20 protein-coding genes are annotated in these 21,753 nt (G+C 67.3%); 11 read left to right on the top strand and 9 right to left on the bottom strand.

The features are described from left to right. Positions 1-141 precede the first annotated feature (141 nt). Both ligA and HR9077_RS05820 read left to right on the top strand, forming a co-directional pair. Positions 142-2,175, top strand: coding sequence for an NAD-dependent DNA ligase LigA (gene ligA / locus HR9077_RS05825; RefSeq protein ID WP_136066082.1), 2,034 nt, complete (start codon positions 142-144; stop codon positions 2,173-2,175). Further along, positions 2,175-2,441 carry a YheU family protein gene (locus HR9077_RS05820; protein WP_136066080.1) on the top strand — a complete coding sequence of 89 codons (267 nt, stop codon included), beginning with the start codon at positions 2,175-2,177 and terminating at the stop codon, positions 2,439-2,441. The genes ligA and HR9077_RS05820 overlap by 1 nt, the downstream gene beginning before the upstream one ends. A gap of 51 nt (positions 2,442-2,492) precedes the next feature. Here HR9077_RS05820 and HR9077_RS05815 read toward each other — a convergent pair whose 3' ends face one another. Both HR9077_RS05815 and HR9077_RS05810 read right to left on the bottom strand, forming a co-directional pair. Further along, positions 2,493-2,762: a BrnA antitoxin family protein gene (locus tag HR9077_RS05815; RefSeq protein WP_136066078.1), complete on the bottom strand. Its 270-nt coding sequence runs from the start codon at positions 2,760-2,762 to the stop codon at positions 2,493-2,495. Then, on the bottom strand, positions 2,740-3,015 hold the full coding sequence (locus tag HR9077_RS05810; RefSeq protein WP_136066076.1) for a BrnT family toxin: 276 nt from the start codon (positions 3,013-3,015) through the stop codon (positions 2,740-2,742). Before HR9077_RS05810 ends, HR9077_RS05815 begins: the two co-directional genes overlap by 23 nt. 230 nt (positions 3,016-3,245) lie before the next feature. Between HR9077_RS05810 and HR9077_RS05805 the strand changes: the two genes are divergently transcribed. Together HR9077_RS05805 and HR9077_RS05800 are read left to right on the top strand one after the other, a co-directional pair. Beyond that, the gene (locus tag HR9077_RS05805) at positions 3,246-4,400 is read left to right on the top strand and encodes a patatin-like phospholipase family protein (RefSeq protein ID WP_136066074.1); all 1,155 of its coding nucleotides are present in this window, start codon (positions 3,246-3,248) and stop codon (positions 4,398-4,400) included. 138 nt (positions 4,401-4,538) lie between these two features. Then, positions 4,539-5,342: a 3-hydroxybutyrate dehydrogenase gene (locus HR9077_RS05800; RefSeq protein WP_136066072.1), complete on the top strand. Its 804-nt coding sequence runs from the start codon at positions 4,539-4,541 to the stop codon at positions 5,340-5,342. A 19-nt stretch (positions 5,343-5,361) separates the two neighbouring features. Here HR9077_RS05800 and mnmC read toward each other — a convergent pair whose 3' ends face one another. From mnmC to HR9077_RS05785, 3 genes are all read right to left on the bottom strand, one after another. Then, a complete protein-coding gene (mnmC, locus tag HR9077_RS05795; RefSeq protein WP_136066069.1) occupies positions 5,362-7,413 on the bottom strand; it encodes a bifunctional tRNA (5-methylaminomethyl-2-thiouridine)(34)-methyltransferase MnmD/FAD-dependent 5-carboxymethylaminomethyl-2-thiouridine(34) oxidoreductase MnmC in 2,052 nt (683 codons plus the stop codon). Positions 7,414-7,723: 310 nt separating this feature from the next. Further along, on the bottom strand, positions 7,724-8,023 hold the full coding sequence (locus tag HR9077_RS05790; protein ID WP_136066067.1) for a YciI family protein: 300 nt from the start codon (positions 8,021-8,023) through the stop codon (positions 7,724-7,726). A 17-nt stretch (positions 8,024-8,040) separates the two neighbouring features. Beyond that, positions 8,041-8,577, bottom strand: coding sequence for a septation protein A (locus tag HR9077_RS05785; protein ID WP_136066065.1), 537 nt, complete (start codon positions 8,575-8,577; stop codon positions 8,041-8,043). Between the two features lie 102 nt (positions 8,578-8,679). Here HR9077_RS05785 and HR9077_RS05780 point away from each other — a divergent pair, with 102 nt between their 5' ends. Then, positions 8,680-9,567, top strand: a complete 888-nt coding sequence (locus HR9077_RS05780; protein WP_458692910.1) for a PHP domain-containing protein — start codon at positions 8,680-8,682, stop codon at positions 9,565-9,567. Positions 9,568-9,672: 105 nt separating this feature from the next. Beyond that, positions 9,673-10,296, top strand: coding sequence for an L-threonylcarbamoyladenylate synthase (locus tag HR9077_RS05775; RefSeq protein WP_136066061.1), 624 nt, complete (start codon positions 9,673-9,675; stop codon positions 10,294-10,296). On the opposite strand, the gene HR9077_RS05770 is transcribed toward HR9077_RS05775, so the two are convergent. The 4 genes from HR9077_RS05770 to HR9077_RS05755 all read right to left on the bottom strand — a co-directional run bounded on the left by HR9077_RS05770 (position 10,297) and on the right by HR9077_RS05755 (position 15,104). Continuing rightward, entirely contained in the window at positions 10,297-11,184 is an 888-nt protein-coding gene (locus HR9077_RS05770) for an ion transporter (RefSeq protein WP_136066059.1), read from the bottom strand. It abuts the gene before it with no gap. Positions 11,185-11,227: 43 nt separating this feature from the next. Beyond that, positions 11,228-12,712 (bottom strand): TrkH family potassium uptake protein, encoded by a 1,485-nt coding sequence (locus HR9077_RS05765; RefSeq protein ID WP_280178413.1) that lies wholly within the window; start codon positions 12,710-12,712, stop codon positions 11,228-11,230. Positions 12,713-12,757: 45 nt separating this feature from the next. Next, a complete protein-coding gene (trkA, locus tag HR9077_RS05760; protein WP_136066057.1) occupies positions 12,758-14,131 on the bottom strand; it encodes a Trk system potassium transporter TrkA in 1,374 nt (457 codons plus the stop codon). A 97-nt stretch (positions 14,132-14,228) separates the two neighbouring features. Beyond that, complete coding sequence (locus tag HR9077_RS05755) at positions 14,229-15,104, bottom strand: CYTH domain-containing protein (protein WP_136066055.1); 876 nt, start codon at positions 15,102-15,104, stop codon at positions 14,229-14,231. A 100-nt stretch (positions 15,105-15,204) separates the two neighbouring features. Here HR9077_RS05755 and HR9077_RS05750 point away from each other — a divergent pair, with 100 nt between their 5' ends. The 5 genes from HR9077_RS05750 to HR9077_RS05730 all read left to right on the top strand — a co-directional run bounded on the left by HR9077_RS05750 (position 15,205) and on the right by HR9077_RS05730 (position 21,714). Continuing rightward, positions 15,205-15,885: a TIGR00153 family protein gene (locus HR9077_RS05750; RefSeq protein WP_136066053.1), complete on the top strand. Its 681-nt coding sequence runs from the start codon at positions 15,205-15,207 to the stop codon at positions 15,883-15,885. Between the two features lie 60 nt (positions 15,886-15,945). Beyond that, positions 15,946-17,214: an inorganic phosphate transporter gene (locus HR9077_RS05745; RefSeq protein ID WP_136066051.1), complete on the top strand. Its 1,269-nt coding sequence runs from the start codon at positions 15,946-15,948 to the stop codon at positions 17,212-17,214. A gap of 314 nt (positions 17,215-17,528) precedes the next feature. Further along, entirely contained in the window at positions 17,529-18,842 is a 1,314-nt protein-coding gene (gene argA, locus HR9077_RS05740) for an amino-acid N-acetyltransferase (protein WP_136066049.1), read from the top strand. Between the two features lie 808 nt (positions 18,843-19,650). Then, complete coding sequence (locus HR9077_RS05735) at positions 19,651-21,183, top strand: sensor histidine kinase (RefSeq protein WP_244613064.1); 1,533 nt, start codon at positions 19,651-19,653, stop codon at positions 21,181-21,183. Between the two features lie 3 nt (positions 21,184-21,186). Then, positions 21,187-21,714 (top strand): hypothetical protein, encoded by a 528-nt coding sequence (locus HR9077_RS05730; protein WP_136066047.1) that lies wholly within the window; start codon positions 21,187-21,189, stop codon positions 21,712-21,714. The last annotated feature ends 39 nt before the right edge of the window (positions 21,715-21,753 follow it).

Below are 21,753 nucleotides of genomic sequence, written 5' to 3'. Positions count from 1 at the left end.
CTGTCTCTCCCTTCTGCGAGCCCCTGACGGGGCTCGTTTTTTTGTGTCGCTGCTGGCGTCGTGGTTTGTCTGGCCGGCTTTGCCGGTAACGCCGCGGGCCACTTACACTCTGATCATTGCCGCATCGAGACCGTGTTTGTCATGAGCCATACCGCCCCCCGGCTGCTCGACGAGATCAATCGCCTGCGCAGCGAACTCGACGACGCCAACTACCGCTATTACGTCCTCGACGACCCGGAACTCACCGATGCCGACTACGACCGGCGCCTGCGCCGTCTGCAGGAGATCGAGCAGGCCCACCCGGAACTGGTGACGCCGGATTCGCCGACCCAGCGGGTCGGCGCCTCGCCGGCCGAGGGCTTCGCCGAGGTCGAGCACGCGGTGCCCATGCTGTCGCTGGACAACGCCTTCGACGAGGGCGAGGTCGAGGCTTTCGTCAAGCGCATCAACGACCGTCTGGAGCGCGGCGACGACGACCTCGCCTTCTGCTGCGAGCCCAAGCTGGACGGCCTGGCGGTATCGCTGGTCTACGAGCGGGGGCGGCTGATCAGCGGTGCCACGCGGGGCGATGGGCGCACCGGCGAGGGCATCACCTCCAACCTCCGGACCCTGAAGTCGATCCCGCTCAAGCTGCGCGGCACGGCCATTCCCGAGTTGCTCGAGGTGCGCGGCGAGGTCTACATGAGCCATTCCGGCTTCGAGGCGCTCAACGCGCGGGCCCGCGAGGAGGGCAGCAAGGTCTTCGCCAACCCGCGCAACGCCGCCGCCGGCAGCCTGCGTCAGCTCGACCCGCGGATCACCGCCCGGCGCCCGCTGGAGTTCTGCGCCTACCAGGCGGCACGTATCGACGAGGGCCAGGCGGCCGGTAGCCACTCGGCGCTGATGGCCCGTCTGCGCGAGCTGGGATTCCGTACCAGCCCGGAGCTGGCGGTCGTCGAAGGCGCCGAGGGAGTGCTCGACTACTGTCATGCGCTGGGCGACAAGCGCGAACGGCTCGATTACGACATCGACGGGGTGGTGCTCAAGGTCGACGACCTGCGAGCGCAGCGCGAACTGGGCTTCGTCGCCCGCGCGCCGCGCTGGGCCATCGCCTACAAGTTTCCCGCCCAGGAGCAGGCCACCCGCCTCAACGACGTCGAGTTCCAGGTCGGGCGCACCGGCGCGATCACCCCGGTGGCGCGGCTCGAGCCGGTCACCGTCGCCGGGGTCACGGTCTCCAACGCCTCGCTGCACAACGCCGACGAGATCGCCCGGCTGGGGGTGATGATCGGCGATCGCGTGGTGATCCGCCGCGCCGGCGACGTGATCCCCCAGGTGGTCCGGGTGCTCGACGACGAGCGCCCCGACGATGCCCGCGAGATCGCCTTTCCCGACCGGTGCCCGGTATGCGGCTCCGAGGTCGAGCGGATCGAGGGCGAAGTGGCGATCCGTTGCCCGGCGGGGCTGTACTGCGCGGCCCAGCGCAAGGAAGCGCTCAAGCATTTCGCCAGCCGCCGGGCGCTGGATATCGACGGTCTCGGCGACAAGCTGATCGACGCGCTGGTCGAACGTGAGTGGGTGAAGACGCCGGCGGATCTGTTCGCACTCCAGGCCGACAGGCTCGGCGAGCTGCCGCGGATGGGCGAGAAATCCGCCGGCAACCTGGTCAGGGCCCTGGAAAAGGCCCGGCATACCACCTTGCCGCGCTTCATCTACGCGCTGGGCATCCGCGAGGTCGGCGAGGCCACCGCCAACAACCTGGCGCGCCATTTCGGCACCCTGCAGGCGCTGATGGAAGCCAGCCAGGAAGCGCTGGAGGCCGTCGCGGATGTCGGGCCGGTCGTCGCCGCGCACATCCACGCCTTCTTCCGCGAGACGCACAACCGCGAGACGGTGGCCCAGCTGCGTGAGGCCGGCGTCATCTGGAACGAAGAAGCAATCGCCGAGCGGGCGCAACCGCTGGCCGGGCAGAGCTGGGTGCTCACCGGCAGCCTGGAGAGCCTGACCCGCGACGAAGGCAAGGCGCGCCTGCAGGCGCTGGGCGCCAAGGTCGTCGGCAGCGTCTCGAAGAAGACCGCCGCGGTGGTCGCCGGCGAGGCCGCCGGCAGCAAGCTGACCCGCGCCGAGGAGCTGGGGGTCGAGATCCTCGACGAGGCAACCTTCCTGGCGCGACTCGAAGAATGGGAGCAAGCCTGATGAATGATCGCTTCATCGACGTTCCGTATCGCATGCTGCCGGGCGAGACCCTGGACGCCCTGCTCGAGACCTACGTCACCCGCCAGGGCTACGACACCACCGACACCGGCGAGGGCATGCGCGGCTGGGTGGCCGAACTCAAGCGCCAGCTCGAACGCGGTGAACTGCTGATCGCCCACGACCTGCAGACCGAGACCACCGAGGTGATGACGCTGGCCCAGTGGCGCGCCTTCGGCCGCGACCTGGCCGACGACGAGGAGGGCTAGACGGGCCTGGCCAGGCGGGGGGAGGCGTCCTTGACGGCGCCCAGGGCGCCGTCAGCCGCGGCCATGCTCACGAATATACTGCTTCAGGGCCTGGTCGATGCGGCGCTGCCAGCCCTCGCCCTCTCCCTTGAAATGCTCGATCACCTCCCGGGAGAGGCGAATCGAGGTCTTCACCTTCCTCGGTGCATGCTGCTTGCCCCGCTGGCCGATCGTACGTTGCAGATCGGCGGGCAAGACTTCCGGCATGGGGCGCATACGCTTCACGTCGGCGTCGGTGAGTTCGCGGACCTCGCCATGCTTATCCGTGAGTCGCGTTTTCATAACGGCGTACCTCTCGTGGGTTGGCCTTCCTCAGACTGATGACTCGAATCCCCTCCGCGATCGGCGTGAAGCACACCACGTGGACGCGTTGGCCGATTTTGCCCAGGGCGATGAAGCGGCGCTCCAGGTAATCGAAACGGTTGTCTTCCGAGAATACTGCCGCTTCCCAATCAAAGCGCTCCACTGCCTTGAAGGGAAGGCCGCGCTCTCGCTCGTTTCGAGCGTTCTTGTCGGGGTCGAACTCGATGATCATTGGTTTTATTGTATGGACAAAAAGACAGCGAAGGAAGTTCCCGTTCACTATTCGATGGTTCAGTGAAGAGCAGCAGGCCAGTCCTTTCCAGCCATGATCGCCTGGTATGGGACTCATGGCATGTTGCGATGCAGCACTCTCTTTCCTAGAGTGAGAGGTCGAGCCGTCGCAATGACGGCACTTATCGCCAAGGGCGGGGTCGATTTCTCATCGTCTCGTCAGGGGGCAACATGCCACGAGCCATGAATATCCTGGTGTTGCAGGGCGGCGGGGCGCTCGGCGCCTATCAGGCCGGTGTCTTCGAAGCGCTGCAGCAGGCGGGCATCGAGCCGGACTGGGTGGTGGGCACCTCGGTGGGCGCGATCAACGCCGCGCTGATCGCCGGCAATCGCCGCGAGGAGAGCCTTGCCCAACTGCGGGCGTTCTGGACGCGCATCGCCCAGCCCGGCTACAGCTCGGGCGTCGCCCTGGCGCATCACGAGGCCCGCGCGGCCAAGCTCATGGCGCTGACGTCCGGCGTGCCGGGGTTCTTCCGGCCGCGCCCGCCGTGGCTGATCCCCTACACCCACAATCTCTGGGACGTGCCGCCGAGCTTCTACGACACCGCACCGCTGCGCGAGACCCTCGAGCAGCTGATCGACTTCGAGCGCCTGGGCACCCGCGACCTGCACGACGGCATGCGCCTGAGCGTGGGCACGGTGAATGTCGCCAAGGGCGCGATGCGTTACTTCGACAGCCAGCACGACACCCTGCGCAGCGAGCACATTCTCGCCAGCGGCGCCCTGCCGCCCGGGTTCCCGCCGGTGTGGATCGACGGCGAGGCCTACTGGGACGGCGGCCTGTGCTCCAACACGCCGATGGACTATGTGGTCGAGAGCGAGCGTCCGGGCAGCGACATGGCGGTCAACTGCTATGTCGTCGACCTGTGGAGCCCCGAAGGGCCGGTGCCCGAGACCATCGCCGAGGCCATGCTCCGCGAGAAGGATATCCAGTATTCGACCCGCGCCGGCCACAACCTGCACTTTCTCAAGCAGCTCAATAGCCAGCGCCAGGCGATCAGGACGCTGGGCCGGCACCTGGACGAGCAGACGCGCCAGCGCCCCGAGATCCAGCAATTGCTGGAGCAGGCGGAGCGTTCGCCGGTCAACATCGTGCGCCTGCTGGCACCGGTTCGCGAAAGTGAAACCGCCCAGAAGGACATCGACTTTTCCTACGCCACGATCATGGAGCGCTGGCGGATGGGCCAACGGGACATGACCCGCGCGCTTCAGGTCTGCCCCTGCCGGCGCGACCCGGTCAGCGACGACATCGGCGCCGAGGTCTGCAGTTACCGCAGCCGGGAGGACGGCGAGTTGGAAGAGATGACCGACGCGGCCGACGTCTGAGCCGGGATCGGCAGTCGTTGCCAAGTCCTTTTGGCTGGCGCTAAGTTACTAGATTCAATGAAGCGATGCCGCTGGCGTCGCCTACCGCTTGCCAGGCCGCAGAAGGCCGCCAGGTGGATCGACCAAGGAGAGAGCGCAATGTCACAGCATCCGGCACAGGGCCGCATCCAGGACCAGGTGGCGCTGATCACCGGCGCCGCCAGCGGTATCGGCAAGGAGATCGCCAGGCTGTTCGTCAATCAGGGTGCCAAGGTGGTGATCCTCGATCTCGACCGTGAGGCGGCCGAGGCCGCGGCTCGCGAGATCACCGAGCAGGGCGGCACGGCACTCGGCGTGGCCGCCGACGTGACCGACGAGGCTCAGGTCGAGGCCGCCTTCAAGCAGACCGTCGACACCTACGGGCGGCTCGACGTGATGATCGCCAACGCCGGTTCGCAGCACGTCGAGCCGATCCACAAGCTCTCCTACGACGCCTGGAAGAAGGTCACCAACATCCAGCTCGACGGCAGCTTCCTGACCACCCGCGCCGCCTTCCGCCAGATGATGCAGCAGGAAAGCGGCGGCTGCCTGCTCTACATGGGCTCGGTGCACTCCCACGAGGCCTCGGCGATGAAGTCGCCCTACGTCACCGCCAAGCACGGCCTGCTGGGGCTGTGCCGGACCATGGCCAAGGAGGGCGCGGCCTACGGCATCCGTGCCAACACCATCTGCCCGGGTTACGTGAAGACCCCGCTGGTCGAGAAGCAGATCCCCGATCAGGCCCGCGAGCACGGCATGAGCGAGGAGGAGGTGGTCGAGAAGGTGTTCCTCAAGGACACCGTCGACAAGCAGTTCACCACCGTCGCCGATGTCGCCGAGACCGCGCTGTATCTCGCCACCTTCCCCTCCAACGCACTGACCGGCCAGTCGATCGTGGTCAGCCACGGCTGGTTCATGCAGTAAGCCGGCACTGCCGCCCCGGTCACGCCCGGGGCGAGGCGTTGCCACGCACCAGGTCGGCGATCAGGCGCCGGCCGGGGTGCAGGTGATCGGCGAGTTCGCGCGCCACGGGCAAGGGCTCGTCGCAGATCCGCGAGGCGATCAGCTCGGCGCACAGCGGTGCGCTGGCCAGCCCCCGCGAGCCATGCGCGGCGCTGATCCACAGCCCCGCATGATGGGCGCCGGGCGCTTGCGGCACGCGCCGGGCATCCTTGGCCAGTGCCGCGTAGTCGGCTTGCCAGCGGGTCGCATCGGGCACCGGCCCGGCGTAGGGCGTCTTGTCCGGACTCGCCGCGCGCACCGCGGCACGCCCGGCGAGCTCGTCCGGATTCAGCCGCGCGCCGGCCTTCTCCAGCGCGTCCACGAAGCCCGGCAAGGTGCGTCTGAGCTCGGCCAGGTTCGTTGCATGGTCGGCCTCGCGCAGCCCGGCGTCGTCATCGTTGGGGACGAAGCTGGCGCCGAAGCTCAGTACGCCGTCACAGGCCGGCGCCACGTAGCCCCCGGCGCAGACCACCCGCTCGAGACCGGGGCTGCCCGACGGCAGCGCGACGCTCGAGAGCTGGCCGCGGATCGGCTGCAGCGGCAGTTCGGCGGTCTGGGGAAAGCGGTTGGCCTGGGTCGCCGTGGCGATCACCACCTGGTCGGCGGTCAGCGTCTCGCCGTTCGCCAGCTGCAATGTCCAGCCCGCCTGATCACCCAGCAGGGCCTCGACCGTGGCGTGCCTGAAGGTCACGCCCGGGGTGGCGGCCAGCGACCGGCACAGCTCGGCGGGGCGCACCCAGCCGGCCTGTGGATACTCCAGCCCGCCGTGAGCGAGCGAGCGTTCGCCGCCCAGCCCGGCACGTTCGCTGGCCTGGAGCGAGGTCAGCCCCTCGACCACCGTCGCCGGCAGGGCGTGATTGGCGAGAAAGCGTCGCTGGCGGCGCGTCTCGCGCTCCCCCGTCGCCAGTTGCAGCACGCCGCAGTCCCGCCACAGTCGGCGCCTCGGATCTATCTCGGCGAGCCAGCGACGGCTGTGGAGCAGCCCGGCCAGATAGACGCGGCTCTGGCGGTTGGTCTCGGCGGCGAGCTTGACGTAGAGCGCCCCCTGGCGATTGCCCGAGGCCCCGGCGCCGGGTGCCTCGCGGTCGAGCAGGGTAACGTCGATGCCGCGCCGCGCCAGGGCCTGGGCGACACAGCCGCCGGCCAGTCCGGCGCCGATCACCGCGACGTGGCGCGCCGGCCGGGGGGGTGGCGGAACGAACCAGGGCGTCTCGCGGCGCCGGTCGTCCTCGGCGGGGGTTTCCAGCGTGGCGCACAGCATCTCGCGCTTGCGCCCGAAGCCCGGCGCCTTGCGCCAGGCGAAACCGGCGGCGGCGAGCCCGCGCTTGACCACCCCGGCGCAGGTAAAGGTGGCCACGCTCGCCGCCGGCCGGCTCGCCTGGGCCATGGCCGCGAACAGTTCCGGCCGCCACATCTCGGGGTTCTTGCTGGGCGCGAAGCCGTCGAGGAACCAGGCATCGACGCGGCCGTCCAGCTGTGCCAGACATTCGGCGCTGTCGCCGAAATGCAGGTCGAGGGTCACGCGCTCGTCGAGCCACAGCCGATGCACGCCGCTGACCGGCTCGGGCCATTGCGCGATCAGCCGGCGCGCCTTGGGCGCGAGGTCCGGCCAGGCGCTCAGGGCGCGCGCCAGGTCATCGCGGGCCAGCGGGAAACGCTCGGTGGAAACCAGGTGCAGACGGGCCCCGGCCGGGGCACGGGACTCGAAGCAGGCCCAGGCGCAGAGCAGGTTGAGCCCGGTGCCGAAGCCGGTCTCGCCGATCACGAACGGGCGCGACTCGATCCAGGCGGCGAAGCGCCGGGGCAGATCGTTGCCTTCGAGGAACACGTGCCGGGCCTCGGCGCGACCGTCGTGGCGCGAGAAGTACACATCGCCGAAGCGGCTGGAGTGCGGCGCCTCGCCGATGTCGTCCGCCTGCCAGGTGAGTTCGGCCGGGGTCAGCGCGGTGAGCGGCGACAGCGGACGGGCAGGGTCATCGGCGCTTCGCGACACGCTCGCACTCCTCCGGCGGATGGGCCTGAAACCAGTTGGTCATTATTTGATCGATCTCGGTGAGGCGGCGTGGTGATTGCCGACGCGCGGTGTGTCCGCCGTCTCTTAACAGGGTTTTCCACAGCGACTGTGCAAAACGCGGCTGTGGATAACGCTGTCGTGGATAACCCGGCCATCGGGCTTTTCCTGCGCAAAAGCAAGGCGTTGGCGGCGGCCCCTTCGGCCATGTCGGCGAACGGGAGGGGCTGCGCCGCGTGCGGCGGGGGCCACCGAGGCGTCTTATCCCCCGACCGGCGACCGTCCGCCCGGATCAGGGCAGGACCTTCTTGAACGGCTTGACGGTGACCCTGGCGTAGACGCCGGCGATGGCGTACGGGTCGGCGTCGGCCCAGGCCTGGGCCTCGTCGAGGCTGTCGAACTCGGCGACCACCAGGCTGCCGCTGAAGCCGGCGTCGCCGGGGGCCTCGGCATCGACCGCGGGATGCGGGCCGGCCAGCACCAGCCGTCCCTGGTCGCGCAGCTTCTCGAGCCGTGCCAGGTGGTCGGGGCGTGCCGACTGGCGCTTGTCCAGGCTGTTCTTCACGTCTTCGCTGAGGATGGCATAAAGCATGGGTGTCTCCTTGTCTTTCATTGCGGGCTGGCCAGGTAGCGGCGCAGATAGAAGCCCTGGGCGACGATGAACGCCAGGGTCAGGCCGAGCATGCCGAACAGCTTGAAATTGACCCAGGTGGCCTCGTCGAAGGTCTTGAAGACGTAGACGTTGAGCAGCGCCATGGCGGCGAAGAACACCACCCAGGCGAGGTTGAGGCGCTTCCAGATCGCCCCCGGCAGGCTCATGGCGTGGCCCATCATGCGCTCGATCAGCGTCTTGCCGCCGAACAGCGGCGCGGTCAGGAAGGCCATCGCGAACAGCGCGTTGACCACGGTCGGTTTCCACTGGATGAACGCCGGATTGTGGAACATCACCGTCGCTCCGCCCAGCACGACCACCAGCGCCAGGGTCACCAGCTGCATCTTCTCGACGCGCTTGTAGCGCCAGCGCACGAAGCCGACCTGGGCCAGCGTGGCGGGGATCAGTACCAGGGTGGCGAGCACGATGTCGCCGGAGAAATGATAGACCGCGAAGAAGATCGCGATGGGCAGAAAGTCGATAAACAGCTTCATTGGCAGGAGTCTCGTGTGGCGCAGGCCGAGTTGGCGTTGACCCGTTGCGAAGGGGCGCGCACCATAACCGGCCTTATTCTGACAAAGACGCCTGCCGGCGTCATGCCCATGATCGCACTCCCCGATTCGCTCGAGGCCGTCACCGGCGTCGATCTGCACATGCACTCCACCGCCTCCGATGGCGCGCTGCCGCCCGCCGAGCTGATGGCGCTGTGCCATGGCCGCGGCCTGAGCCATGTGGCGCTGACCGACCACGATACCGTCGCCGGGATGGCCGAGGCCGCCGCGGCGGCCGATCGGCTGGGACTGCGCCTGCTCGCGGGCACCGAGCTCTCGGTGCAGTGGCGGGGCGTGACCATCCATGTGCTGGGCTATCTGCCCGCCGGCGTGCAGGGCTCGCTCGTCGAGGGGCTGGCGGCCCAGGCCGAGTCCCGCGAGCGGCGCGGCATCGAGATCGCCAAGCGGCTCGAGGCGGTCGGCCTGGACGACGCACTGGCCCGGGCACGCGCCTGCGCCGCGAGTGAGCGCCCACTGGGGCGGCCCGATTTCGCCCGCGCGCTGGTCGAAGCCGGCCTGGTGCCCGACATGGCCGCGGCCTTCAAGCGCTACCTGGGTGCCGGCAAGCGCGGCGACGTCAAGATGCACTGGCCGTACCTCGGCGCGGCGATCGAATGGGTGCGCGACGCCGGCGGAGTGGCGTCGCTCGCCCATCCGCTGCGCTACGGCCTGACCCGGCGCAAGCGCGGCCTGCTGATCGACGACTTCGCCGCGGCCGGCGGCGAATCGGTGGAGCTGATCAGCGGCTTCCAGAACCCCGACCTGTCCCGCGACCTGGCGCGCCAGCTCGTCGAGCGCGAGCTGTACGCCTCGCTGGGCAGCGACTTCCATTTCCCCGGCGGCCCGCTGGCTCCCGGCAGCATGAGCGCCGCGCCGCGCACGCCGGTCGCGCCGCTCTGGCGCCATCCGCGGCTGGCCGCCTTCGCCGCGTGAAGGCGGAGTCGTCCCTCGGCCTGCTAGGCTGACAGTAGCCGGCTGCGCCGTGACCGGCCGTCGCGCTATGTCTTATCCGTCCGTGATCCTTTCCAGGGAGGTGCCATGACCCAATTCTTTCAGATTCACCCGGAAAACCCGCAGAAGCGGCTGATCGACCAGGCCGTCAAGATCATCAAGGATGGCGGAGTGATCGCTTACCCCACCGATTCGGGTTACGCCCTGGGCTGCCACCTGGGCGACAAGAAGGCCATCGAGAAGATCAAGTGGCTGCGCTCGCTGGACGACAAGCACAACTTCACGCTGGTGTGTTCCGACCTGTCGGAGATCGGCACCTACGCCAAGGTCGACAACGCGGTGTTCCGCCTGCTCAAGAACCAGACCCCCGGTCCCTACACCTTCATACTCAACGCCACCAACGAGGTACCGCGCCTGCTGCTGCATCCCAAGCGCCGCTCGATCGGGGTGCGCGTGCCCGACCATCGCATTACCCATGCGCTGCTCGAGGCGCTCGGCGAGCCGCTGATGAGCGTGACGCTGATCCCGGTCGACGAGGAACTGCCGATGACCGACCCGGAAACGATCCGCGAACGCTTCGGCGCGCATCTCGACCTGGTCGTCGATGGCGGCGCCTGCCATCTGGAGCCCACCACGGTGGTCGACCTGCGCGAGCTGCCGCCCACCATCGTCCGCGAAGGGCGCGGCGACACGGCGCCGTTCATCACCTGATCATGATTCCTGCCCGTCGGCACGATCCGCGTCGCGTTCATGGCGCGGATCCTCGGTCTCCTCGTTGAGCCAGGTGCCGCAGCGCCGGCAGTAGCGGGCGTCGTGATCGTGGCGGTCGAGGCCGCAGCCGGGGCAGGCCTCGTTGGAGTAGCGCTGCTCGCGCAGCGAGCGAATCACCTCGGCGGAGAACACCCCGGTGGGCACGGCGATGATCGAATAGCCGATCAGCATGACCATCATCGAGATGAACTGGCCCAGCGGGGTGACCGGCGTGATGTCGCCATAACCCACCGTGGTCAGGGTGACCACGCCCCAGTAGACCGCCGTGGGGATATTGGTGAAGCCCGCTTCGGGGGGCTCGATCAGATAGACCACGCTGCTGAAGATGATCACGATCATCAGCACGCCGAACAGGAACAGCAGGATCTGGTGCCAGCTGTTCTTCAGCGCATCGATCAGCAACTGCCCCTCGCCGACGAACTGCATCAGCCGCAGCACGCGGAAGATGCGCAGCACGCGCAGCAGCCTCACCACCAGCAGCGACTGCCCCCAGGGGAACAGCAGGGCCAGCCAGGTGGGCAGGATCGACAGCAGGTCGATCACGCCATAGAACGAGGTCAGGTACTTCAGGGGCCGCTCCAGGCAGTACAGGCGGGCCGCCAGCTCCAGCGTGAACAGCAGCGTGAAGGCCCATTCCGCTTCGTAGAAGAGCGTGCCGAACGCGCTGTGATAGCTGTCGACGCTATCCAGCATGACCACGGCCACACTGGCCAGGATCATCAGGATCAGGCCGATATCGAAGCCCTTGGCCAGGCGGCTGTCCGACTCGAAGATGACCTGGAATATCTTCGTGCGCAGGCCTACCTTGGCGGGTCGTAAAGAGGACAAGGGCGCTCTCCTGTAAATAAGTGGTCGCTCGTGGGGAAGGCCGCTACTTCTTCCAGAAGGTGGGCGTGAACAGCACGATCACGGTGAGGATCTCCAGGCGGCCCATGAGCATCCCCAGGCACAGCAGCCATTTGGCCGCGTCGGGCAGGGAGGCAAAGTTGCCGGACGGCCCGATCGTCTCGCCGAGCCCGGGGCCGACATTGGCGACCGCCGTGGCCGCCCCCGAAAGCGCGGTCACCATGTCGAGCCCCAGCAGGGCCAGCCCGAGGGCGAGACCGGCGATGGTCAGAAAGAAGAAGAACGAGAACGCGATGACCCCCCGGATCACTTCTTCCGGCAGGCGCCGACCGTTGTAGCGTTGCGGAAACGTGCCGCTGGTATGGACCAGGAAGCGCAACTGGTTCGTCAGCATGACCTGGCCGATCTGGAAGCGGAATATCTTCATGCCGCCGCTGGTCGAGCCGCTGCAGCCGCCGATGAAGGTCAGGTAGAAGAACGCGACGATGCACAGCGCGCCCCAGGTCGTGTAGTCGGCCGAGGCGTAACCCGTGGTACTGACGATGGAGGTCACGTTGAAGGCGACCTGGGTCAGCGCCGTGAAAGGGTCCGTGCCCTGGCTGATCCGGTAGCCGGTGAGAATGGCGATGGCGACCAGCAGCAGGTAGCCGAGGCCCCTGACCTGCTGATCCCGCCACAGGGCGCTGCGGGTCTCGCGAAAGGCCCTGATGTACATGACGAAGGGCAGGGAGGCGCAGAACATGAACAGCGATGCCAGCCAGAGTATTTGCGGCTGGTGGCTGTAGGCGCTGAAGGAATCGTCGGTATTGGCGAAGCCGCCCGTGGCCACCGTGGTCATGGCATGCACGATCGCATCGAGGGGCAGCATGCCGGCCAGCCAGTAGGAGAGCATCACGATACCGGTGAATCCCAGGTAGATGGCGCCCGTGGCCTTGGCGATGCCGCCGGCGCGGGGCAGCACCTTGTCCGACCAGTCGGAGGATTCGGTCTGGAACAGGCGCATCCCGCCGACCTTCAGGAAGGGCAGGATGGCGATCGCCATGACGATGATCCCGACGCCGCCCAGCCATTGCATCATCCCCCGCCAGAGCTTCAACCCGTCCGACAGTCCATCGATGCCGACCAGGATGGTCGAGCCCGTGGTGGTGATGGCGGAAACGGACTCGAACACGGCATTGGTGAAGGACAGGGAGGGCGTGCCGAGGACGAAGGGCAGGCTCGCGAAGCTGGAGATCGTCACCCAGCTCAGGGTGGTGAGGACGAACATCTGGCGGGGGCGCAGCTCGATGGGCACGCCACGCGTCAGGACCAGCACGGGTAGCGCGATCGCCAGGACGACTCCCATCGACAGCGCGAAGGGCCGGGCTTCCAGGGAGCCTTCGAGCGCCAGCAGTACCAGCGGCGCCAGCATGAACAGCGCCAGCACCAGCAACAGCACGGCCAGTATCCTGGCGACGGGAGCGCTGTCGCAAGCCGCCTTCAAGGCGCGCCGTCGGGTCAGGCTGGGCAAAGGGCTCTCCTTGTCGCAAGGCCGGGTGGGTGGTTCATCGGGTCGTCAGAAGTAGGTCGCGCGTACCTGCAGGAGGCGTTCGACCTCTCGCATGCGCTGCTTGTCGATGAGAAAGAGAATGAGGTGGTCACCGGCTTCTATGACGACCTCGCCGTGATCGAGGATGACCTCGTCGCCCCGGACGATGGCGCCGATGATCGTTTCGGCGGGAAGCGGGATTTCGCCGACCGTCCGGCCAACCACTTTCGACGAATCGGCATCGCCATGGGCGACGGCTTCCATGGCCTCGGCCGTGCCCCGGCGCAGGGAGTGGACCTTGGCGACATCGCCGCGGCGGACATGGGTCAATATGCTGCCGATGGTCACTTGCTGCGGGGAGATGGCGATGTCGATCCTGTCGCCCTGGATGAGTTCGACGTAAGCGGGGGCGTTGATCAGGGTCAGCACCTTTTTCGCGCCGAGCCGCTTGGCCAGCAGCGACGACATGATGTTGTCCTCGTCATCGTTGGTCAGCGCGCAATAGATATCGCAATCGTCGACGTTCTCCTCGACGAGCAGGCTCTTGTGCGTCGCGCTGCCATTGAGCACCACCGTCTCGCCAAGACGCTCGGCCAGATCCTGGCAACGCGCCTCGTCGATTTCTATCAGTTTGACCTGATGGTCGTGTTCCAGCCTGGCCGCGAGGCGTTCGCCGATATTGCCCCCGCCGGCGATCATCACGCGGCTGTAGCCCTGCTCCGCCTTGCGGAGTTCCTTCATGACCGCGCGAATGTCCTTGCGCGAGGCGATGAAGAACACCTCGTCATCCGTTTCGATGACGGTATCGCCATGGGGCGCGATCCCTTCGCCGCGTCGATAGATGGCCGCCACCCGGGTGTCCACGTCGGGCAGGTGTTCCCTCAGGGTGGCCAGTCGCTTGCCCACCAGGGGCCCGTCGTGGACGGCCTGCACGGCTACCAGCTGCACCTTGCCCTTGGCGAAGTCGAGTACCTGCAGGGTGCCGGGGAACTCGAAGATCCGATAGATGCTGTCGGTGACGAGCTGCTCGGGGCACAGGGTCAGGTCCACGCCCAGCGCCTGTTCCGAGAACAGTTCCTCATGCGCGAGATAGTCGTTGTCATGGACACGCAGTATCTTGGTCGGCGTGCTGAAAAGCGTGTTGGTGACCTCGCAGGCCAGCATGTTGAACTCGTCGGAATCGGTGACGGCGATCAGCAGATCCGCATCGTCGCAGCCGGCCTTCCTGAGCACGCTCGGATGCGAGACCTTGCCCTCCACGGTGAGGATGTCCAGCCTCGCGGTGAGATCGCTCAACCTTTTCGCCGAGCTGTCGACGACGGTGATCTCGTTGCCTTCGCGCCCCAGGTATTCCGCCAGGTTGCTGCCGATCGGCCCCGCACCGAGAATAATGATCTTCATGAGTTCATCCTAAACCACTCGCTTTGCCATGACGCAGCCCATCCCTGGGCGAGTATGCTCTCACAGGTGCCTTCCCGAGCGCACCGCCACGAGCGGCTCATGCCGCGTCCAGCGCGGCGAGCAGGGCCAGGCTGTGCTGGCCGAACGCGGGTGTCAGCCACCGGCGGTCGTCGAGCGCCGCGGCCAGCCGGTCGGCCGGCCGGCGCACCGACGCGGCCAGCTGAACGTCCTCGGCCAGCGAGCGGAAGGCATCCCGGGCCCGCGCCAGGAACGCCGTCTCGCCACTGTCGTCCAGCGCATCGAGGGCGGCGATCGCCCGGTCGGCACGTTGGCGTGGCGACGCGTCGCGTGGCTCGCCGGCCGGTGTCGGCCAGCGGCCGTCGCGCAGTGCCGCGCCGCGGGCCGCCTTGCTGGCATTGGCCGGGCGTAGCGCGACGGACGCGGCGAGGGTCTCGGCGAAGCGCCACAGGGCCTCCGGCGCGCCCTGCTTGAGCTCGAGTTCCAGCTCGTCGATGGCCACGCGCTGCTGCCCGGCGTGGATCCCGCCCTGGTCGAGGGCGACCTCGATCGTCGTCTCGGCATCCTCGACCAGCCAGCTGGTGCGCGCGAAGTCGGTGGTGAAGCGCGGCTCGAGGGCGAGCAGGACCTCGCGGCCCAGCGCCTGCATCGGTGGCAGTGCCTCGAGCCCGGCGAGGTCGAGGGCATGCCCGGCCACCGGCCACTCCCACTCGCCCCGCGAGGAGAGCCCGCCCGAGCCCTCGCCGGCGGTCTTGAGCGTCTGGACGATATGCCGCGGGGTGCGTCGCAGGCGCAGCGCCACGCGATGGCGCTCGAGATCGCCGTCCGGCGTGTCGTAGTAGGTGTTGGTCAGCGTTTCGTGCCTCGCGTGGCATCCGGCGAGGCGTGGGTGGGCGGCGAGCTCCTGGGCAGCGCCCTGGCCCAGGGCCAGCTTGAGTTCGATTTCCTTAGCCATCCTGACGCTCCCTGGCAAGTGCAAGCGGTTAATTTTTCATGACGTTGCGTGCTGCAATCACTATACTGACGCCGCCATTTCCAACCGACGAATGATGCTCATGGTGACTTCCAACCCCTTCTCGTCGTTGTTCGGGCGATCACCGTTTCAGCCATTGCTGGCTCACATCGTCAAGACCAGTGAGTGCGCCGATCAGCTGTTGCCCTTCTTCGACGCCTCTCAGGCCGGCGACTGGGAAGAGGCCGCCAAGTATCGCGAAGCGGTCACCAATCTCGAGCACGATGCCGATGTGCTCAAGACCCAGTTGCGTCTCAACCTGCCCAATACCCTGTTCCTGCCGGTGTCGCGCTCCGACCTGCTGGAGTTGATCAGCGTACAGGACAAGATCGCCAACAAGGCGCGGGACATCACCGGCATCATGCTCGGTCGTCGCATGAAGATACCCACCGAGATGGCCCAGCCGATGCGCGATTACCTGCGTACCGCCGTGGCTACCGTAGCGCAGGCGCGCAAGGCGCTGGAAGAGCTCGAGGAGCTGCTCGAATCGGGCTTCGGGCGCAACGTCTCCGACGTCATGCACAACCTGATCCGCGAGCTTCACGACCTCGAGCACCAGGCCGACAACCAGGAAGTCGCCATTCGTCGTCAGCTGTTCGAGCTGGAAGCGCAGCTGCCGCCGGTGGACGTGATGTTTCTCTACAACATCATCGACTGGATCGGTGATCTCGCCGACCGCGCCGAGCGCGTCGGCAGCCGTCTGCAGATCCTGACCGCACGCTGAGGCCGCGGCGCTTCCGCGTCATCGGCTTCGCTTCACGCCACTCAAAAAGAACACGTGCCTATGTCCATCATTGCGCAGTACGGCGACGTATTCATCATTCTCGCCTGCATCTTCGGTTTCTTCATGGCCTGGGGGGTCGGCGCCAACGACGTCGCCAACGCCATGGGGACCTCGGTCGGCTCCAAGGCCATCACCATTCGCCAGGCGATCCTGATCGCGGTGATCTTCGAGTTCCTCGGCGCCTGGCTGGCCGGCGGGCAGGTCACCGAAACCATCCGCAAGGGGATCATCGATCCCGCCCTGCTGACCGAGGACCCGCAACTGCTGGTCTACGGCATGCTGGCCTCGCTGCTGGCCGCCGGGCTATGGCTGATGATCGCCTCGGCGCGCGGCTGGCCGGTATCGACCACCCACTCGATCGTCGGCGCGATCGTCGGCTTCGCGATCGCCGGGCTGGGGGTCGACGCGGTGGGCTGGCCCAAGGTCGGGCAGATCGCCGCCAGCTGGGTCGTCTCGCCGCTGCTGGCCGGTACCATCGGCTTCGTGCTGTTCCGTTCGGTGCAGATCCTGATCTTCGAGAACCGTGACCCGTTCGCCGCGGCCAAGCGCTACGTGCCGGGCTATATCTTCCTGGTCGGCTTCATCATCGCCATGGTCACGCTGGTCAAGGGGCTGTCGCATGTCGGCCTCGAGCTGGGCTTCGGCGAGAGCCTGCTGATCTCGATCGCCATCGGCATCGTGATCATGGTGCTGGGGATCTTCCTCGAGAACCGCGTCAATCGCGACAAGAAGCGCCGTGGCGACAGCTTCGGCTTTTCCAGCGTCGAGCGGATCTTCGGCGTGCTGATGATGTTCACCGCCTGCGCCATGGCCTTCGCCCACGGCTCCAACGACGTCGCCAACGCGGTCGGTCCGCTGGCCGCGGTGATCAGCGTGGTCGAGTCCCAGGGCGATGTCGGCGGCGCCGCGGTGCTGCCCTGGTGGGTGCTGGTACTGGGCGGCGGCGGCATCGTCGTCGGCCTGGTCACCTACGGCCACAAGGTGATCGCCACCGTGGGCACCGGCATCACCGAGCTGACGCCGAGCCGGGGTTTCGCCGCGACGCTGGCGGCGGCCACCACCGTGGTACTCGCCTCGGGCACCGGCCTGCCGGTCTCGACCACCCACACGCTGGTCGGCGCGGTGCTCGGCGTGGGCCTGGCGCGCGGCATGGCGGCGCTCAACCTGCGGGTTCTGGGCACCATCATCATGTCGTGGCTGATTACCCTGCCCGCCGGGGCGGGCCTGGCGATCCTGTTCTTCTTCATGTTCAAGGGCATGTTCGGCTGACGAGCTACGAGCTACGAGCTACGAGCTACGAGCTGCGGGCGACGAGCTACGAGCTACGAGCCACGAGCTACGAGCCACGAGCTGCGGGCTGCGGGCGACGAGCTGCGGGCAACGAGCCACGAGCTGCGAGCTGCGAGCCACGAGCAATATTGCTGCTGAAGCCCGCAGCCGCTCTTTACAGCGCCCCGAACCTGGCGCTCGAAGCCCGAACGGCGGCACCCCGAAAGGTGCCGCCGTTTTCGCGCCTCTGATATAGTCGCTGTCTATCCGCCATCCTTGGCTGTTTCTCTTCCTTCCGCCTCCGGGGGCTCGGCTTGAACACGCGCTTTCCCTTCGTCGACTGGTTTCGCAATTCCTCGCCCTATATCAACGCCCATCGTGGCCGAACCTTCGTCATCCTCATCGAGGGCGAAGCGATGGCCAACGGGCGCGGCGAGCAGCTGATCCAGGATCTGGCGCTGCTGCATACGCTGGGCGTGCGGCTGGTGGTGGTCTACGGCATCCGCCCGCAGGTCGGCGAGGCGCTCGATGCGGCGGGCGTCGTTCCCGAGCGCCACGCCGGTCGCTGGGTCGCCGACCACGCCATCATGCGCTGCGTGGAGCGCGTCGCCGCCGAACAGCGGCTGTGGCTCGAGGCCCGGCTGTCGCTGGGCCTGCCCAACACGCCGCTGCACGGCGTCGAGCTGACCGCGGTGTCGGGCAATCTGGTGATGGCCAAGCCGCTCGGCGTGCGCGACGGCATCGACTTCGACCACAGCGGCGAGGTGCGGCGGGTGCGCGCCGCGGCCATCGAGTCGCTGCTGGACCGGGGCACGCTGGTGGTACTGCCGCCGCTGGGGTTCTCCAGCACCGGTGAGGTATTCGACCTCGATGCCGCCGAAGTCGCCCAGCAGGCCGCCGTGGCGCTCAAGGCCGACAAGCTGATCCTGCTCGGCGAGGCCGACGGCCTGCACGACGACAGCGGGGCGCTGCAGCGCCAGCTGACCCCCGGCGATGCCCAGCCGCTCGTGCAGGCGGCGGCCGCCGGCAGCGAGCTGGCCCGCCACCTGGCGGCGGCCTGCGAGGCGGCGCGGCATGGCGTGGCGCGCACCCACCTGATCTCCTGGCACGACCATGATGCGCTGCTCGGCGAGCTGTTCACCCGCGACGGGGTGGGCACGATGATCACCCAGCATCGCTACGAGCAACTGCGCCCGGCGGGACTCAACGACATCGCCGGGCTGCTCGAGCTGCTGCGCCCGCTCGAGGAGCGCGGCATGCTGGTGGCGCGCTCGCGTGAACGCCTCGAGCACGAGATCGACGACTACCTGGTCATCGAGCGCGACGGCATGATCATCGGCTGCGCGGCGCTGCATGCGTTCGACGACGCCGCCATGGCCGAACTGGCCTGTGTCGCCGTGCACGACGACTATCGCGGCGGGGCGCGGGGCGCGTTGCTGCTCGCCGAGATCGAGCGGCGCGCCAAGCGCGACGGGATCGCGGCGCTGTTCGCGCTGACCACCCACACCGCCCACTGGTTCTTCGAGCATGGCTTCCGGCTGACGACTATCGAGTCGCTACCGCCGCTACGCCGCGAGGCCTACAATCACGCCCGCAAGTCGAAGATCCTCGTCAAAAGCCTGAATTGAGCCCGTTTTCGGCGCCAATTCAGCGCTTGGGGCCTGCCTGAATGGCCGCCTTCCGACGGCGCCGTTCGCGTCTGTTGCCAAATCGAGACGCGCCAACTCATTGAATTAAAAGAAAGATGGACGCTGAATCGCCACCGCGTCGCTCGTTGGCGACGTTCATGGCCGGTTGAAGGGGCGCTTTTTCCGGTTCTGGGCGGGTCGAGCCGCTTCCGGTCCGCCGGTTGTTTTTTAAGTCTTTGAAAATAAACGTATATTGCAAACGTTGGCACGCCGTTCGCACTATATAGGGCGAGCAACGGGAAGTGGTTCAACGGCTCGATCCACTCCCCGACCGGGCTCCAGGCGGTCTTCCACGACCCTGTGCCAGGACCGCCAACCGGCTCGGTAGCGTCTGCTCCACGCGATGTGTGACTTAGGTTGCGATGAGACGGGTACGGCTGAACGGCAAGGATATGTACCTGTAGGGCAAGGATGCCCAGGCATGGATGCCACTCCCCCTGACGGGGGACCCAATTGACGACGCGACGCCACGGCGGCGTGTCCAACCGGACGAAGCCAGGCGGTTCGCCGCCAGAAGTGAATAGCCGCCCCTGGCAGGCACAAGGCGATTTCACGGCTTCGGGCTCCCTCGGGGAGCCGACTCCGAGTCCTCATGAGTATCGGGCCAGGCGGATCATCATGAGTGCTCACTTGACCCTTCAGTTCCCTGCGTACCTTGGGCCGGCTCTGCCGGCCCTCTTTTTTTGTATCGCGGGCGTCTCACCGATTACCCGAACGGTAACTCTGTTATGCTGTGCGGAGAGAACGAATGACGCTGACCCTCTTTCTGCATAGAACTATTTCCATGACCTCCCAGGTCTCGCGCCGCTGGCGGCCCCGCTCATTAGTGCAGCTCGTCCTGCTGGCCTTTCTGGTCGTGATGCTGCCCATCGCCGTCCTGATGTTTCAGGCCGGCGAAGCATTATCGGAGCTCTCGAGGCTGGCCGATGTCAGCGCACGCCAGGCCGTCGACCAGACGCGCCGGGCCCGCGCGCTTTCCAACCTGGCCGTGGAGATGGAGCGCAGCGCCCGCCAGTACGCGGTGGTCGAACAGCCCGGCCTGATGGAGATCTTCAACGACAAGGCCGACGAGTTCACCGACCTGCTCGACGAACACCAGCATCTGCTGCCCGGCAACCTCGACCTGATGGCGCTGCGCCACCAGATCCACGTACTCGCCGAGCTGCCCGAGATGCCCCCGGAAGAGGTCCGCGAGCAGCTCGACCAGTTCGCCAGCTTCGCCGAGCACACCAGCGCCGTGCTCGAGGCCACCAACCGCCAGATCGACGATCGCATCGACTCGATCAGCGTCCAGGCCGGCCAGGTCCAGCAACGCCTGTGGCTGCAGACCGCCGGGCTGGTCTCGGCGAGCCTGTTGCTGATGCTGCTGTGCACCTGGCTGATCATCCGCCCGATCCGTCAGCTCGAGCGGCGCATTCTCAGCCTGGGCAGCGGCGCGGAGCCGCCCCGGGCGCACCATATCCAGGGGCCCGCCGAGCTGGTCAGCCTGGGCGAACGGCTCGACTGGCTGTCGGCCCGGCTCAACGAACTCGAGGCCCAGAAGCAGCAGTTCCTGCGCCACATGTCCCATGAGCTCAAGACCCCGCTGGCCAGCGTGCGCGAGGGTACCTCGCTGCTCAGCGACGACGTCGCCGGTGCGTTGACGCCGCGCCAGCGCGAGATCGTCGAGCTGATCGACGCCAGTGGCGAGGAGTTGCAGACCCTGATCGAACAACTGCTCGACTACAACCTGCTCCAGCACAGCCAGGAGGCGGTCTACGAACGTTTCGACATCGCCACGGTGATCAAGGAAGTGCTCGCCAAGCATCAGCTGGCGCTGGAGAAGAAGGGCATGCAGGTGAGCGCCCACCAGCAACCGCTCGAATGGCGCGCCGACCGCAGCCGCACCATGCGCATTCTCGACAACCTGGTATCCAACGCCATCGCCTACGGCGAGGATGGCGGTGACCTGGAGCTGCGCGCCCAGCGCCGCGGCCGCACGCTGGCTATCGAGGTTGCCAACAGCGGCGAGCCGATCGCCGACGAGGATCGCGAGCAGCTGTTCGACGCCTTCTACCAGGGCCGGGCGCGACGCAAGGGGGCGCTCAAGGGCTCGGGTATCGGCCTGTCGGTGGCCGCCGATTGCGCCAAGGCCCAGAACGGGACGCTCACGCTCAGCGACGACGACCCGCTCGATGTGTGTTTTCGGCTGACATTGCCATGGAACGCCGAGGACGCCGACGAGACTAATAATACGCCGCAAGTCATGCTCACAGCGATAAGCGACGACGCAAGGAACTGATCAATGAAGCATTCGATAATCGTGGCCAGCCTGCTGGCCGTTTCTCTGTTGGCCGCCGGTTGCCAGCAGCTCATGCCCCAGGGCGACGCGCCCGCCGACATGGCGGACAACCGGTGCCTGTCCGAGATACCCGGCCTCGAGGTCAGTGACTGCCTGCTCGAGTCGTGGGTCGATTTCGGCCTGGCCGCCCAGCGTGGCGACGCCGAGTGGCGTGAAGGGATTCTGGCCGAGCTCGACGGCGAGAGCGCCGATCAGCGCCTGGCCCGGGCCGTCGTGCTGTCGTGGGGCGACCGGGAGCGCTGGGAAGACGCCTCGGAGCTCTACAAGGCCGATCTGGCCGCCGCGCCCAGCCAGCTGCAGCCGTTGCTGAGGCAGTGGCTCAACGGCCTCGAGGGCCGGCGCGCGCTGCTCGACGAGATCGCCGCCAGCAAGAGCGCGCGCAACAAGGCGGTTCATGAGCGCGACGCGCTGGCCGAGAAACTCGACGCGCTGACGGCGATCGAACAGAGTATCAATTCGCGCCAGCAGTAGTCCGAGCCCCGCAGAGGGCGGGCTGGCGCCATGGCCTTT

The sequence above is a fragment of the Modicisalibacter radicis genome (assembly GCF_900961225.1).
GTDB lineage: Bacteria > Pseudomonadota > Gammaproteobacteria > Pseudomonadales > Halomonadaceae > Modicisalibacter.
This window is presented reverse-complemented; position numbering and strand designations above follow the sequence as displayed.

Coding starts and splice junctions, on each gene's coding strand:
- HR9077_RS05745 (WP_136066051.1), top strand. CDS start 15,946: ATGTCCATCATTGCGCAGTACGGCGACGTATTCATCATTCTCGCCTGC.
- HR9077_RS05750 (WP_136066053.1), top strand. CDS start 15,205: ATGGTGACTTCCAACCCCTTCTCGTCGTTGTTCGGGCGATCACCGTTT.
- ligA (WP_136066082.1), top strand. CDS start 142: ATGAGCCATACCGCCCCCCGGCTGCTCGACGAGATCAATCGCCTGCGC.
- HR9077_RS05755 (WP_136066055.1), bottom strand. CDS start 15,104: ATGGCTAAGGAAATCGAACTCAAGCTGGCCCTGGGCCAGGGCGCTGCC.
- trkA (WP_136066057.1), bottom strand. CDS start 14,131: ATGAAGATCATTATTCTCGGTGCGGGGCCGATCGGCAGCAACCTGGCG.
- HR9077_RS05815 (WP_136066078.1), bottom strand. CDS start 2,762: ATGAAAACGCGACTCACGGATAAGCATGGCGAGGTCCGCGAACTCACC.
- HR9077_RS05730 (WP_136066047.1), top strand. CDS start 21,187: ATGAAGCATTCGATAATCGTGGCCAGCCTGCTGGCCGTTTCTCTGTTG.
- HR9077_RS05810 (WP_136066076.1), bottom strand. CDS start 3,015: ATGATCATCGAGTTCGACCCCGACAAGAACGCTCGAAACGAGCGAGAG.
- HR9077_RS05780 (WP_458692910.1), top strand. CDS start 8,680: ATGCCCATGATCGCACTCCCCGATTCGCTCGAGGCCGTCACCGGCGTC.
- HR9077_RS05785 (WP_136066065.1), bottom strand. CDS start 8,577: ATGAAGCTGTTTATCGACTTTCTGCCCATCGCGATCTTCTTCGCGGTC.
- HR9077_RS05790 (WP_136066067.1), bottom strand. CDS start 8,023: ATGCTTTATGCCATCCTCAGCGAAGACGTGAAGAACAGCCTGGACAAG.
- HR9077_RS05805 (WP_136066074.1), top strand. CDS start 3,246: ATGCCACGAGCCATGAATATCCTGGTGTTGCAGGGCGGCGGGGCGCTC.
- HR9077_RS05735 (WP_244613064.1), top strand. CDS start 19,651: ATGACGCTGACCCTCTTTCTGCATAGAACTATTTCCATGACCTCCCAG.
- HR9077_RS05800 (WP_136066072.1), top strand. CDS start 4,539: ATGTCACAGCATCCGGCACAGGGCCGCATCCAGGACCAGGTGGCGCTG.
- HR9077_RS05820 (WP_136066080.1), top strand. CDS start 2,175: ATGAATGATCGCTTCATCGACGTTCCGTATCGCATGCTGCCGGGCGAG.
- HR9077_RS05775 (WP_136066061.1), top strand. CDS start 9,673: ATGACCCAATTCTTTCAGATTCACCCGGAAAACCCGCAGAAGCGGCTG.